A 13,576-nucleotide genomic window follows, 5' to 3' on the forward strand; every position below is an offset into this window, starting at 1 on the left:
ACAGAATTCAGGATCGACCAGACGGCAGATCTGTGGTGGAACCAGGAGTCATGTCGACGATGTGTCGGGCGAGGTCAGCGTGGGTACCGAACCAAATGTTGTCGAAGGACCGGATGTGGCTGAGAAGCCGGTCGACCATCGCTAACCTTGAACGATGGCCGCTGATATGCGGATGCAGAGTGAGTTCGAACATGCTGCCGGCGGTATAGGCGGCTTCGAATTCGTCTATCCAGATCCGCTCGACTTCGTAGGGCGACAGATGAGGTCGAAGGCCCCCGAAGCGATCCATCATGAAGTAGGGTGCATCATCTCTGATCCACTCGACGGGGATCTCGATGATTCCAGTCGGTGTGCCGTCGGCGTCGAGTTCGTAAGGTTCATCATCGGCCATAAGAGAGGAGTCGTAGACGAGGCCGAGTTCTTTGATGACATGGAGCGTCGAATGTGAGAAGTCCCAGGACGGCGTGCGGATGCCGATCGGCCGAGTGCCACTGAGCTTCTCGAGTGTGTCAGCTGCTCGTCCCATGAGGTCGAGCTCTGCCTCATAGGGCAACTGTGTATTGCGCTCGTGAATCCATCCGTGTACGGCAACCTCGTGCCCGCCCGCCACGTAGGCGTCGATGTCTTGAGGATGCAGCAGGGCGGAGACGGCAGGTACGTAGAAGCTTGTTGGCACCTCGTGGCGCGCGAGCATTTCCAGTATTCGCGGCACTGCCGAGCGGCTGCCATACTCTCCCTGTGCTAACGAGCCCGGTGAGGTCTGGCCGTCGCGAAGGTATGGAGTTTCGTGGTCAGAGTCATAAGAGATGAGCACGGCGCACTTCGCAGCGTTCGGCCAACGTCGAGCAGGATTGCCGTGGACGAGCTTGCGTCCTGCACGAACACGGTTGACCTCTCTCCGCCAAGTCTCTTCAGGCCATTGCCAGGGCGCTGTCGTTGTCATCTCAGTAGGTAGTGAGGTCATTTCCGTCTCCTCTGGTTTGTTGTTTGGTTGTGCTTCGCAGCTGTTTGAGGCGGGTGCCAACGGATGGCGCTGTGACAGCGCTGAGGCTCGGCGCATTTTCCCACGACTGCAGGCCCCATCTCTCACGGACAGGGTTGGAGATACTCAAGGGGGTCGAGCGGTTGTCCATCGGTTGCGTACCGGCCGTTCTCGAGCGTTGTCCAGACCCGTTTGTGCACTGCTGTCTGGACGCAGATGTCTGCCGTGCGAATGCCTGGCATTGAGGCGAGTACCTGTGTGGAGAACCGGAAAAGCTCGGCGCGGTCGCGGACGATGAACTGACCGGCCAGGTTTGACCGGCCCGTGGTGGCGGTGAGGTACTTCGTCGCAGGGTGTTCGGCGAGAGTTGATGCAGTTTCCATGAGGAAGCGTGGTTCGACTTCCAGCCACAGAAAGAACTCGGTAGTGAAGCCATAGTGAACCGGCTCGACGAGGATACGGAAGTCGAGAACCCCGGACCTATGCAGTTGGTCGATGATGCGAGCGGCGGTGTTCTCCGACTTGCTGATCGCAGAGGCCAGAGCGCCGAGGCCAGTCCGGCCGTCATGCATGAGCATCCCAAGCACCTTGGCCTCGGAATCCGTCAGGTCGATGTGGGCCGCCGGCGAGGTTTCGATCGGAGCTAGCCGTGTGGGGTCGGCAGATTCCCGCGGAGGAGCCCAATCTTGGCCCGAAGCGAAGGCATGAGTGATGAGGAGGCTTTCAGCAGTCGCAGAAGTGCCTTCGGTGATCTCGCCGACTAGCCGGCCATAATCCGTCCCCTCGGGCAACACCATCTCCGCGGTGATGTCGACGCTTCCGAGGAGCGTCGCGAAGAAGCGCACCTCAGGCCGAGCGCGGAGGCGTGAGACGAGCTCCGGGAGGTCCGCGCGGGCATTGGACAACTGCAGAAAGACGGGCATCCCCATTCCGAGTCGGGCAACATCGGTGGCCCCGACGACGCGAATGGTGCCTGTCGAATGCATTGCTTCATATCGGCGGCGGACCGTAGCGGCGGAAACGTCCAGCTGCTCGGCGACTCTGGACCACGGTGCTCGACCGTCCCGGTGAAGGATGTCGATGATCGTGCGGTCGATGGGATCGAGAAATGTCGACGGCGTTGTGCGTTGGTTCACAGGATGATCATATCCGTCATAACTCTTAATTCAAGTGCTCATTTGCTTCAAGAGAGATACGTCTGATGACGGTAAGCGAGACCTACTGAGGGTTACCCTGATGCGAACTTCATGAATCTACGCCGTTCCTTGCACTGGATGATCGCAGTCTCAGTGCCGACACCGGCAGGATTCATGTCCCGTCCACTCGCGCATCACCCGGGCCTTGCTCGGGCCGCCTAGTCTGGGCGGCCTAGTACTCATCGTTCGGTCGCCTAAGCAGCAGTTGGATTCGGTGCCCGAACGCCACCCGCAGTCTCCGTGGAGGAGTTCTGAAATGCCCATCACCCTCGCCACCCCCACCTCCGATCCCTCGCCCAGAGACCTCAGCGCCGGCATCGCCGACACCGTGATCGATCCTGCCCGCGTTCGGGTTCCGCCCCTGGTCATCGCACACCGAGGTGCGTCCGCCGAGTGGCCGGAGAACACGATCCCCGCGTTCATCGCCGGCATCGACCAGGGCGCAGACATGATCGAAGCCGACGTCCACATGAGCGCCGACGGCGAGCTCGTGATCATGCACGACACCACCGTCGATCGCACGACCGACGCCCGCACCCTGTACCCGAACCGCGAAGACCGCAGAATCGCCGGCATGAATGCCGCCCAGATCGCCACGCTCGATGCCGGAAGCTGGAAGGGTGAGGAGTTCGCAGGTGTCCGCGTGCCCCACCTCGCCGAGGTGCTCACCCTCGCCCACGACACCCGCACCGGCCTGCTGCTCGAGGTCAAACATCCCGAGGTCTATCCCGGAATCGCCGAGGCGGTCCTGTCCGCCCTGCGCACCGTGCCGAATTACCTCGAGCGGGCTTTGGCCGCCGGCATGCTCGTCGTCCAGTCCGCGAACTGGGCGTTCGTCGCCGAATTCCACGCGCTCGCCCCGGAGATCCCGGTCGGTGTGCTCGGACGCCCGTGCCCGGACGAACTCCAGGACTTCGCCGACTGGGTCGACCAGGTCAACCCGGAATTCTGTGCCGCCGACGAGGACTTCCTCTCCGCCATCCACGAGCTCGGAATGACGAGTCTGGTGTGGACCGTCGACGACATCGGCGAGATGGAACGGGCCATCGATGTCGGCGCCGATGGAATCATCACCAACGCCCCCGACCGCCTCGTCGAGGTCGTCGAAGCCCTCTGATCGACGAAGAACCGGTCGACGGGGTCACTCGTGCGGTGCGGGTGCCACATCGCTGAGCGCTGACTTCCACGTCGCGGGATCGGTCACCGGGAAGCTCCTGCCGGTGACCTCCTCGGCGAGGATCCGGACGAAATGATTCTTCGTCCCGGCCTGCAGCGGGGAGACGTCGAGGGAGACGGTGTCGCGCAGTTCGTCGGGAGCCTTGATCTCCTTCGCGTCGCCTTTGACGACGACGCTGAACGCGGTCTGCCCGTCGACGCCGTCGATTTCGAAGGCGACGCGGGGATGGCTGCGGACGGCGTCGATCTTCGTGCCATCGCCGGTGCGGATGACGAGTGCGGAATGTTCGACGGTGAAGTTCACCGGGAAGATCTCCGGGGCACCATCGGCGATGACGGCCAGGCGACCGACGGAGGCGGATCGCAGGAGGTCCCAGCAGTCCGCGGCGTCGAGCGTCCAGGGTGATTCGGCGTTCATTGTCGTTCTCCTGTCTCCCAGCGGCGGGCACCGGGATCGGTTCCCGCTCCACTAAGTTCTACATAGTGTAGAAGAATGCCGGATGCGGGGGAAGAGGGAACTGCGACGCGGATGATGCCGTCTCGGCAGATGGTCCGGCTCAGGTTTGGGCGGTCGGCTGTTCACCTGGGCAGAGCTTGTCGCTCAACCAGCTTCCGCTATCGGGGCGATGTCACCGGTCGGGGCGCAGTTGAGTGTGCGGATTGCGAGCACGAGGCTGCCGAGGACGAGGCCGAACATGGAGACGACCCAGCCCGAGTATCCGAAAGTGAACGCCGGTGGGTATCCGACCGCCAGTATGGTCGACTCCCGGCACAGGTACAGTCCGCAGACGATGACGACGAACGCGAGAGTGCGAGCAGATCGAGGCGTGGTGCCGGACGGCGCCGAGCCGACGGCCGGTGCATCGGCAGGCAGTGATCGGGACTCGGCGATGAGCCGCAGGGCGAGGACGGCGGAGACGATTCCGGCCGCTGCGCCCAGAGCATTGAAGGCATCACCGTACTCGAACAGGAGCAGGGCGTCGACGAATATGGTTCGCAGCAGCCAGACGAGGAGCACGATCCCGACCGCCACGAACAATCCGATGGCGGCGGCACGGGAACGGCGGCGGAGGACTGCGGGGGAGGCCGCCTCGGCGACGGGGACGAGGCGGGCCGTGACCGCGGCCAGGGCAAGGGCCACAACGATCGGGAAAGCGACCGCGACGATGAGGCTCGCGGAGGCCAAGGCCGTGGTGAGCGCGGGATTGTCGGCCAGGCCCCCGGGGTCGGCGCCGAACGTGTCGATGGTGAAGATCGACCTGAGCGCTTCGACGGCGCAGAGAACCACGGTGACGACGATGAACACGCTGCGGGGGATCGGGCGAAGACCGCGGGCGACCGTGATCGCGGCGGCGCCGGAGACCGCGATAAGCGCGAGGCGAAGGAGGCTCGGACCCGGTGACGACACAGAGGAGTCTTGAGCCTTGACCTCGAGGAGCCCTGCACCGACCCACGTGACGAGGAAGACGACGGCGGCAACGATGGTGAGGGCCATTCTGCGGGCGTCGAGGCCGATTCTCAGGTCGGGGGCGTCGGTGTCCGGTGCGGTGCTCATGGCCCCATGCTCCCATAAAAACCAGCTGCCTTGTCGGCTGGAGGGCGGCGATCTCTGTCGGCGGGCGGGAGATGGCCTCGCGTGTGATCGTCCGAAGTGAGACGCTGGAGGCATGCCGAACGAACTCGCCGAATCGACCAGCCCCTACCTGCGCGCGCACGCCGACAATCCCGTGGACTGGCGGATGTGGACGAAGGACACCCTCGCCGAGGCGGCCCGCCGTGACGTCCCCCTCCTCATCTCGATCGGCTACTCCACCTGCCACTGGTGCCACGTCATGGCCCATGAGTCGTTCGAGGACGAAGCGGTCGCGGCGATGATGAACGACCGGTTCGTGCCCGTGAAGATCGACCGTGAGGAACTGCCGGACATCGACGCCTATTACATGAACGCCCTGCAGGCGATGACCGGACAGGGCGGTTGGCCGATGACGATCTTCGCAACACCTGCCGGCAGTCCCTTCTATGCCGGCACTTACTTCCCGCCCGCGCCGCGGGGCAATCTGCCCGCATTCACACAGGTGCTCTCGGCCGTGTCGGCGACGTGGACGGACCGCCGCGATGAGGTCGATCAGATGACATCCCGGATGGACCGCGGACTGGCCGAGATGGCCGATGCCGTGACCAGCGCCCTCCCCGCCGAGGCGGCCGCGGAGTCCCTGACCCCCGATGAGCTCGACTCCGCTGCCGCAGCGCTGCTCGATTCCTACGATCCGGCCTGGGGCGGATTCGGCGGTGCCCCGAAGTTCCCGCCGATGATGAACGTCCTCCAGCTCCTCGCCGCGTTCGTGCGCTTGGGCGGGACCGCCTCGGCGGGTGAGGGAGAGGACGACGGTGCTTCGGGACGCCCGGGAACCGGCGGGACTGCCTCGGCGAATGAGGGAGAGGCCGGGGAACACCCGATCGATCGAGTCCGGGCCGAGGGACGGCTCGGCTGGCTCGGCGCCGACGGGCACCTGACCGGTGAGCTCGTCCTCGACTGCCTCATCGCCGTGCGCTCGACCTTGGCCAGAATCGCCAGTGGCGGCATGCGCGACCAGGTGCGCGGCGGGATCGCCCGCTACAGCGTCGACCGGCAGTGGTTCGTGCCGCACTTCGAGAAGATGCTCTACGACAACGCCCTCTACCTGCGTGCCGTCGTCGCCTGGGCGAAGGTCGAACGCGCCCTGGACCCGAGGTCGAAATGGCTCGCCCTGGCCGAACGCGAGATCGCCGATACCGCGAACTTCCTGATCAGCGACCTGTCGACCGATGACGGATTCATCGCCGCCCTCGACGCGGATTCACTCAACTCGGCGGGAGTCTCCGAAGAGGGCGCGGCCTATGTCTTCGCCCCCGAAGAATTCGCTGAAGCCGGGCAGGCCGGGCTGCTCGGGCTCGTCGATTCGCCGGCCGGAGGCGAGCTGTCCGGCCAGGTCGTCGCGGCCGTGCGCATCATCGACTGGCTCGGCATGGAAGACGTGCCCTTCGACGCGGACCACCCCGCGCCGTGGGACATCGAGGCGACGAAGCATCAGAGCGAGATGCTCGACCAGCTGCGCGCTCGCCGGTCCCAGCCGGCCCGTGACGAGAAGATCATCACCGAATGGAATGCCCTGGCCGTCACCGCCCTCGCCGAGGCGGCCCTGTACTCAGGTGCGGGCGCTGAGTCAGTCAGTGGTGCCGATTCGACGGGTGGTGCGGAGTCGACCGGTGGTGCGACCACGGGGAACGCCGGATCTGCGGATTCGGCGCGATGGGCAGAAACCGCCGTGCGCTTCTGGACGGCGATGGACGAGCGAATCAAGCGGGCAGGAGCGAGCGCCGGTTCGGCGGAGCCTGCCGAATCGATGGAGCAGGCCGGCTCGGCCGTGGTCGATGTGCGGCGCAGCTTCACCGGCGGAGTCGCCGGCCCCGGGCGGGGCGGGCTCGCCGATTGGGCGCAGACGATCACCGCTGGAATCACGGTTCGGCAGCTGTCCGGCGGGGCCGCCTCGGCGAGGGTGGAGGATCTGGTCGACCTCGCGGCGACGATGCTCGACCTCTTCACCTCCGAACAAGGGGACGGAGTTCTCGAGGCGGTCGATTCGCTCGGCGACGGGATCATCGATGTGAAGTCGGCGGACCCCGTCGACAACACCGTGCCGTCGGGACGATCGGCGGCCGCCGAGGCGGTGCTGCTGCTCGCCGAGCTCGGCGTCGACGCTGCCACGTCCGGTGGTCCAGAATCCGGTGCGACGCCTGGTGCGGCAGAGTCGTCAGGGGAGGCGGCCGCGCTGGATACCGGACGACTGTTGGAGGTGAGAGATCGGCTGCTCGGGGTCTATCGGGCACTGGCCGGTCAGGCTCCGCGCGGGTGCGGCCATGCGCTGTGGCAGGCCGAGCGGGCACTGTCGCCCGTGCGGGTCGCCACCGGCGACGAGGCGCTGCGGACCATCGCTGCCCGGCATCCAGCGGTCACTCTGCTCACCGCTTCGACCGGGGTGCCCGGACCGGACGGTCGGGAGGTCGACGTCCCCGCGGGGACGGCGATCGTGTGCCGAGGGACCTCCTGCTCACTGCCGGTGGGTACAAACGCCGAGCTGGTTGGACTGTTGGATAGGTAGGTCGCGCTCGTCAGCGTTCGAGGTTCAACCCGCGGAAGCGGTTGAGCGCGGCGGCGATCTCCTGCCGGCGCGGCCGGGTCAGGTGACCCGGATGGTCGCGGTGGCCCGTGATTCCGTCGAGCCCTTCGGCATCGAGCATGTCCTCGACCTCGGCCAGCGCCTCGGTCAGGGAGGTGCGTCCGTCGAAGATCTCCGCGAGGTATTCGAGTGTCTCGGCTACTCCGGCGGCCTGCTGCGTGTCGACGAGTTGAGCGATGGCGATGAGATCGATGAAGTCGCGGCCGAACTGGATCCGGTCGGATCCCTTAGCGCGGGCGGTCTTCGTCTTCGACGCCGGACGCAGCGCCTTCGCCGTCGGCACACGCGGTGCGGCGGTGAAAGCGGGGGCGGCGGGGGAGTCTGAACCGGAGTCCGGGCTGAGGTCGGCGGCGGTGACGCCGACGAGGTCATGTGCCTGGTTCGTGACTTCGCGGGGGACATAGGCGTCGAGGGCGATGACGTGGTCGGCGACTTCGAAGAACGCGCTCGATCCGCCGGCGACGAGCACTGTGGATACGCCCTGCTCGGTCAGCAGAGGACGGACGCGGTCGACGAACGGGGTGATCGGTTCCCGTTCGGCGGGGATGAGCGCGCGCATGCGTTCGTCGCGGATCATGAAGTTCGTCGCCGAAGTGTCCTCGTCGATGAGCAGGGTGCGTGCACCCGCCTCGATCGCTTCGACGAGGTTGGCCGCCTGCGAGGTCGATCCGCTGGCATTCGTGGTGGAGAAGGATCTCGTGTCAGTGCCCGAGGGTAGGTTGTTGATGAACGCCGAGATGTCGTCGCCGGTCACGGCGCGACCGTCCTCGGCTCGGATGGAGGTGGCAGTCGGGTCGCTGATGACCCATTCGCGCCCGTCGCCGGCGATATGCGGGTAGACGCCGCGTTCGAGCGCGCGCAGAATCGTCGACTTCCCGTGATAGCCGCCTCCGACGATGACGGTGACCCCGCGGGGAATGCCCATGCCGGTGACGCTGTGGCCGCTGGAGAGATCGACCGTGTGTTCGAGTTCGGGAGGGGAGGTGAAGGCCACCGCATCGGAGGATGTCATCGGCAGGTCCGAATCCCCGGATTTCCGCGGCAGAATCGCCCCGTTGCCGATGAACCCGATGAGTCCGGCCTCGCCGAGGCGGCTGCGCAGTTCCAGCTGATCCCGGTGCAGCTGGACGTGGTCGGCGAGCCCGTGGGCCGATGGGGCGGGAGTGTTCCCTCCCCTGCCTGCCGGGGCGTCCGACCAGCGGTCGAAGAGAAAGAGCCGTTCGGCGAATTCGGGCAGATCGCGAGTGAGGATGTCGGCGGCCTGGTGGCCGAGGATGCGGCGGCCGCGGGCCGGCAGATTGACGAGCAGACGTGCCTCGAGCCCGGCGTCGTCGATGAGGATGTTCGTCCGTTCGAGGATCTCCTGCCCGGGGCGGCCGAGGATCAGTGCGCGTTGATCGAGCTTCGCGAGCACCTCATTGCCGGCACGGAGAAGGTAGTCGGCCGCTGCGATGCGATCGGCGCGCTCGGTGGTGAGCTCAAGCGGAACCTTCGCATCGGCACGATCGACACGGACCCGGACCTTCGACGGGGAGGCGAACGGATCGGCTTGGACCCGATCGATGAACACGGTGACCGGTCCGAAGGTGTAGCGGCCGCGGATCTGTTTGAGATTGCCGTAGCTGCGACCGTCGAGGGTGTGCAGAGTGGAGGCGAGATTCGACTGACGTGAACTCATCTCACTCATGCTACTGGGCGGAGATGAACGTCTACTCAGCGGATGACGGTTCGAGGCCGTAGAACCTCGCCGCATTCGACCAGAACACGGCGTCCGCCTCGGTGGGGGTGAGCACCTGGAGGAGGAGTGTGAAATCAGCATCTGAGAAGGGGCGACGTGCCCGCGTCGACGGCAGATCCGTGCCCACCATGAGCGCGGTCGGGTCGGTGTCGACGATGCGACGGACCGCCTCGGCGGGGTCGAGTTCCACGCGACCGAAACCGGTGGCTTTGACCTTCACCCCGGCCTCGACGAGGCGCAGCAGGGTGGGCAGTCCGTCCTCGTGCATGCCCAGGTGGTCGATGCTCACCGCCGGCAGTGCGGCGATGCGTGCGGCGAGGTCGGCATCGATGGTGCGGGCGTCGATATAGAGCTCGGCATGCCATCCGACAAGGTCATGGACCCGTCGGGCGAAGCTGTCGAGGGCATCGAGAGTGGCCGAACCACCGCGGGCGATATTGAAGCGCAGCGCCTTGATGCCGGCCTCGTCGAGGCGGCGGATCTGTTCATCGGTGGTCGCATCCGGCAGCTGTGTGACACCGACATAGCTGCCGCCGAGCCCCCGCAGCGCCTCGACGAGGTACCCCTGGTCGAAGCCCTGGAACGAGCCGGAGACGACGGCACCTCCGGCGACGTCGACTCCCACCTCGGGCAGGCTCTGCAGCCTCGCGCGATAGTCGGCGACCGTGAATGGGTCGGGCAGATAGCCGTTGTTCTCGATCAGCGGATGGGTCGGATCGATGATGTGCAGATGCGCGTCGAAGGCACGCTGAAGTTCGCTCATACCGTCAACCTACATCGCCTCCGCAACGCTCGTTCACGGCCTGGCGCGTCAGTCGAATCGTGCACACTGCGATAGACGCGCCACGCCCTGAACGACGGTCAGTCCGCCTTGAGGCCGACGGTCGGATCGGGCAGGTAGACCTCTCCGCCAGAGGCGAGGAATTCGCGGCTCTTCCGCTGCATTCCTGCCAGGGCCTCCTGAGCCTCGGCGCTGCCGTAGGTGTCGCGGATGTCCTGGGAGATGCGCATCGAGCAGAACTTCGGCCCGCACATGGAACAGAAGTGCGCGGTCTTCGCGGGTTCCGCGGGCAGCGTCTCGTCGTGGAACGCCTCGGCAGTCTCCGGATCGAGGCCGAGCGCGAACTGATCCCGCCAGCGGAACTCGAACCGAGCCTTCGACAGCGCATCATCGCGGGCCGTCGCGCCGGGGTGGCCTTTCGCGATATCCGCGGCATGCGCGGCGATCTTGTACGTGATCACCCCGGTCTTGACGTCGTCGCGGTCGGGTAGGCCGAGATGCTCCTTCGGGGTGACGTAGCAGAGCATCGCCGTGCCGTAGCGGGCGATCTCGGTCGCCCCGATCGCCGAGGTGATGTGGTCGTATCCGGGTGCGATATCCGTGACCAGCGGACCCAAGGTGTAGAACGGTGCGCCGTGGCAGAGCTCCTGCTGGCGTTCGACGTTCTCCCGTACGAGGTGGAGCGGAATGTGCCCGGGGCCTTCGACCATCACCTGGACATCGTGGGCCCACGCACGTTCGGTGAGTTCGGCCAGTGTGTCGAGTTCGGCGAACTGGGCGGCATCGTTGGCGTCGGCGATGGACCCCGGTCGCAGTCCGTCGCCGAGTGAGAACGCGACATCGTAGCGGGCGAAGATCTCACAGAGCTCGTCGAAGTGGGTGTAGAGGAAGTTCTCCTCGTGGTGGGCAAGGCACCAGCCGGCCATGATGGACCCGCCGCGGGAGACCATCCCGGTGACCCGGTCGGCCGTGAGCGGAACATAGCGCAGCAGCACACCGGCGTGGACGGTCATGTAGTCGACACCCTGCTCACACTGTTCGATGACCGTGTCGCGATAGATCTCCCAGGTCAGCGCGTTCGCATTACCGTCGACCTTCTCCAGCGCCTGATAGATCGGGACGGTGCCGATGGGGATGGGGGAGTTGCGGATGATCCATTCCCGAGTGGTGTGGATGTCATTGCCGGTCGACAGGTCCATGAGGGTGTCGGCACCCCACTTCGCGGCCCACCGCAGCTTCTGCACCTCCTCGGCGATGGAGCTGGTGACCGCGGAATTGCCGATGTTCGCGTTGATCTTGACGAGGAATGCCTTGCCGATGATCATCGGTTCGGATTCGGGGTGGTTGATGTTGTTCGGGATGATCGCCCGACCGGCGGCGAGTTCGGCACGCACGAGCTCGACATCGCACTGCTCGCGGAGTGCGACGAACCGCATCTCCGGGGTGATGATGCCCTGCCTTGCGTAGTGCATCTGGGTGACCGTGCGACCGGTCTTGGCCCGACGCGGAACCGGTCTGCGTCCCTTCCACTGCTGCGACGGGGCACCTCGGCGGACGGCGGCACGACCGTCATCGGCGATGCGGTGGCCGCGGGCTGCGTACGTTTCGGTGTCGAGGCGATCCTCGATCCACGGAAATCGCAGAGCTGGAAGTCCCTCTTCCGGAGTGCTGCCCGGTCCGACGGTGCGGTAGACGTCGACGGGATCGTTGGCCCGGCCGTTCGAGTCCTCGAGTTCGATGCGGGTCACGGGAACGCGGATGCCGTGCTCCGTGTCGTCGACCCACGCCGGCGAATGCGTCGGATACTGCTCGAGGGTGAATTCGTCGTGCGAATCTGCGTCAGACGAAGTCGTGGCAGGGGCGGGTGTTTCAGGGGTGAATGCAGTCATCTGCAGTCCTCACTTCCTACGCCGGTATCAACCGGATCAGGTTCTACGGTCTCGGACGATGCAGTCCGATCTCAGCCCGTGCAGCGGGCTCCCGTGGGGTCGTGCAATTCGTATCACGATCGTCGTGGTGAGGACAACCGCGGTGTCGGCGGATTCGAGGCCCGCCGGGGGTGCGAGGTCAGCTGCCTTGGAGGAACGCCTTCGCAGCGGCACCGAGAGCGAGCACATCGGAGACCGCGACCATCTCGCGGGCCGAGTGCATCGAGTACAGGGCCGGACCCACGTCGACGGTGGTCATTCCCAGTCGGGTCGCGGTCAGCGGTCCGATCGTCGACCCGCAGGGCATCGCATTGTTCGACACGAAATCCTGGTAGTCGACCCCAGCGGCCGTGCATGCCTGCGACCACACGGCCGTGCCGACCGCATCCGTGGCGTAGCGCTGCTGAGCGTTGAGCTTGAGCAGGGGACCGCCGCCGAGGCGGGGGCGGACATGCGGGTCATGTCGTTCCGGATAGTTCGGATGAGCAGCATGCCCGGCATCGGAGGAGACACACACCGAGGAGGCCATCGACGCGAGATAATCGCTGCGCGTCGACTGCGGCAGCAAGGAGGCGACGATGCGTTCGGTGACGTCGGCGAGGAACGGGCCGCATGCTCCCGAGCGCGAATTCGATCCGATCTCCTCGTGGTCGAAGGCCGCGAACAGGGGGATGCCGTCGAGGCCGTCGGCATCGAGCTGGGTGAGCGCGGTGACACCGGCGTGGACGGACAGCAGGTTGTCCAGCCTCGGCGAGGCGAAGAACTCCTCGGCCGCACCGAAGAGGGCCGGTTCCTGAGTGGGGATGGTGTAGACATCGTGGCCGACGACGGTCTCGGCATCGACTCCGGCGGACGCGGCGAGCAGTTCGATGATGTCCGCCTCGGCGAGGTCGGCCAGGCCGATGACGGGAGCGGTATGACGCTGCTTGTCCAGGGTCAGCCCCTCGTTGACCTGACGGTCGAGGTGGATCGCCAGCTGCGGGATGCGGGCGATCGGTCCGGTGCGGGCGAGCACGATGCGGCCGTCGGCGAGGCCGAGACGACCGGCGAAGGCGAGCTCACGATCGAGCCACGAATTCAGCAACGGCCCGCCGTAGACCTCCACCCCGACCTGACGGGTGCCCTCAGCGGTGTACTCGCCGCCGGGTTTGAGTTTGAACGCCGGGGAATCGGTGTGGGAACCGAACACACGGAACCGGTCAGCCGCCTCGGTGACGGTGGGATTCATCCACGCGATGAGCGCGCCGTCCCGGATGACGTAGTGCCCGGTCCCAGGTGTCAGCGCCCAGGGAACGGACTCGTCGAGGTGGGAGAATCCGGCTTCTTCCATGCGTTTCGCGGCGGTGGCCACCGCGTGATAGGAGCTGGGGGAGGCGCTGACGAAGTCGCCGAGGTCGGCCGCTGTCGTCGCGGCCCGATCCGGTCTCGGGAGTGATTCATTCATTTCCCCAGCCTATCGTTTGCGGTAGTTTGGAGGTGAAGAAGATCAGGTCTCAGACGCCGGGTTGCCACCGGGTCCGAGAATCAGGCGGGAGCAGCGATCCTGCTGCCGCACCAG

10 protein-coding genes, 1 pseudogene and 1 riboswitch are annotated in these 13,576 nt (G+C 65.8%); of the genes and pseudogenes, 2 read left to right on the top strand and 9 right to left on the bottom strand.

What is annotated here, in order from left to right:
• Nucleotides 1-7 precede the first annotated feature (7 nt).
• The 3 genes and pseudogenes from QYM46_RS02565 to QYM46_RS02575 all read right to left on the bottom strand — a co-directional run.
• Nucleotides 8-964, bottom strand: a complete 957-nt coding sequence (locus QYM46_RS02565; RefSeq protein WP_432790728.1) for a polysaccharide deacetylase family protein — start codon at nucleotides 962-964, stop codon at nucleotides 8-10.
• A 122-nt stretch (nucleotides 965-1,086) separates the two neighbouring features.
• Nucleotides 1,087-1,827, bottom strand: coding sequence for an Lrp/AsnC family transcriptional regulator (locus QYM46_RS02570; RefSeq protein WP_432791775.1), 741 nt, complete (start codon nucleotides 1,825-1,827; stop codon nucleotides 1,087-1,089).
• A 177-nt stretch (nucleotides 1,828-2,004) separates the two neighbouring features.
• Nucleotides 2,005-2,118 (bottom strand): annotated as a pseudogene (locus QYM46_RS02575) (AsnC family transcriptional regulator); the annotation flags it as partial.
• A gap of 316 nt (nucleotides 2,119-2,434) precedes the next feature.
• On the opposite strand from QYM46_RS02575, the gene QYM46_RS02580 reads away from it, so the two are divergent.
• Nucleotides 2,435-3,295 (top strand): glycerophosphodiester phosphodiesterase, encoded by an 861-nt coding sequence (locus tag QYM46_RS02580; RefSeq protein WP_432790729.1) that lies wholly within the window; start codon nucleotides 2,435-2,437, stop codon nucleotides 3,293-3,295.
• A 24-nt stretch (nucleotides 3,296-3,319) separates the two neighbouring features.
• Here the strand turns inward: QYM46_RS02580 and QYM46_RS02585 are convergent, their stop codons facing one another.
• On the bottom strand, nucleotides 3,320-3,772 hold the full coding sequence (locus tag QYM46_RS02585) for a pyridoxamine 5'-phosphate oxidase family protein (protein ID WP_432790730.1): 453 nt from the start codon (nucleotides 3,770-3,772) through the stop codon (nucleotides 3,320-3,322).
• Between the two features lie 183 nt (nucleotides 3,773-3,955).
• Complete coding sequence (locus tag QYM46_RS02590; RefSeq protein ID WP_169251221.1) at nucleotides 3,956-4,909, bottom strand: hypothetical protein; 954 nt, start codon at nucleotides 4,907-4,909, stop codon at nucleotides 3,956-3,958.
• 112 nt (nucleotides 4,910-5,021) lie between these two features.
• Here QYM46_RS02590 and QYM46_RS02595 point away from each other — a divergent pair, with 112 nt between their 5' ends.
• Nucleotides 5,022-7,493 carry a thioredoxin domain-containing protein gene (locus tag QYM46_RS02595; protein ID WP_432790731.1) on the top strand — a complete coding sequence of 824 codons (2,472 nt, stop codon included), beginning with the start codon at nucleotides 5,022-5,024 and terminating at the stop codon, nucleotides 7,491-7,493.
• Between the two features lie 10 nt (nucleotides 7,494-7,503).
• Here QYM46_RS02595 and QYM46_RS02600 read toward each other — a convergent pair whose 3' ends face one another.
• The 4 genes from QYM46_RS02600 to QYM46_RS02615 form a co-directional block, all read right to left on the bottom strand.
• Nucleotides 7,504-9,249, bottom strand: a complete 1,746-nt coding sequence (locus QYM46_RS02600; RefSeq protein WP_432790732.1) for an ABC-ATPase domain-containing protein — start codon at nucleotides 9,247-9,249, stop codon at nucleotides 7,504-7,506.
• A 31-nt stretch (nucleotides 9,250-9,280) separates the two neighbouring features.
• Nucleotides 9,281-10,072 carry an amidohydrolase family protein gene (locus tag QYM46_RS02605; RefSeq protein WP_432790733.1) on the bottom strand — a complete coding sequence of 264 codons (792 nt, stop codon included), beginning with the start codon at nucleotides 10,070-10,072 and terminating at the stop codon, nucleotides 9,281-9,283.
• A gap of 98 nt (nucleotides 10,073-10,170) precedes the next feature.
• Nucleotides 10,171-11,979, bottom strand: a complete 1,809-nt coding sequence (gene thiC, locus QYM46_RS02610) for a phosphomethylpyrimidine synthase ThiC (RefSeq protein ID WP_169251225.1) — start codon at nucleotides 11,977-11,979, stop codon at nucleotides 10,171-10,173.
• Nucleotides 11,975-12,083: riboswitch (TPP riboswitch) on the bottom strand. Its footprint overlaps the gene before it by 5 nt.
• 74 nt (nucleotides 12,084-12,157) lie before the next feature.
• Nucleotides 12,158-13,462 carry a M18 family aminopeptidase gene (locus QYM46_RS02615; RefSeq protein ID WP_432790734.1) on the bottom strand — a complete coding sequence of 435 codons (1,305 nt, stop codon included), beginning with the start codon at nucleotides 13,460-13,462 and terminating at the stop codon, nucleotides 12,158-12,160.
• Nucleotides 13,463-13,576: the final 114 nt, after the last annotated feature.

It is taken from the genome of Brevibacterium sp. K11IcPPYGO002, from assembly GCF_050920635.1.
Lineage (GTDB): Bacteria > Actinomycetota > Actinomycetes > Actinomycetales > Brevibacteriaceae > Brevibacterium.

Bases quoted from the DNA above. Each gene is read 5' to 3' on its own strand.
- QYM46_RS02590 (WP_169251221.1), bottom strand. From the start codon at position 4,909: ATGAGCACCGCACCGGACACCGACGCCCCCGACCTGAGAATCGGCCTC.
- thiC (WP_169251225.1), bottom strand. From the start codon at position 11,979: ATGACTGCATTCACCCCTGAAACACCCGCCCCTGCCACGACTTCGTCT.
- QYM46_RS02585 (WP_432790730.1), bottom strand. From the start codon at position 3,772: ATGAACGCCGAATCACCCTGGACGCTCGACGCCGCGGACTGCTGGGAC.
- QYM46_RS02615 (WP_432790734.1), bottom strand. From the start codon at position 13,462: ATGAATGAATCACTCCCGAGACCGGATCGGGCCGCGACGACAGCGGCC.
- QYM46_RS02580 (WP_432790729.1), top strand. From the start codon at position 2,435: ATGCCCATCACCCTCGCCACCCCCACCTCCGATCCCTCGCCCAGAGAC.
- QYM46_RS02600 (WP_432790732.1), bottom strand. From the start codon at position 9,249: ATGAGTTCACGTCAGTCGAATCTCGCCTCCACTCTGCACACCCTCGAC.
- QYM46_RS02565 (WP_432790728.1), bottom strand. From the start codon at position 964: ATGACCTCACTACCTACTGAGATGACAACGACAGCGCCCTGGCAATGG.
- QYM46_RS02595 (WP_432790731.1), top strand. From the start codon at position 5,022: ATGCCGAACGAACTCGCCGAATCGACCAGCCCCTACCTGCGCGCGCAC.
- QYM46_RS02605 (WP_432790733.1), bottom strand. From the start codon at position 10,072: ATGAGCGAACTTCAGCGTGCCTTCGACGCGCATCTGCACATCATCGAT.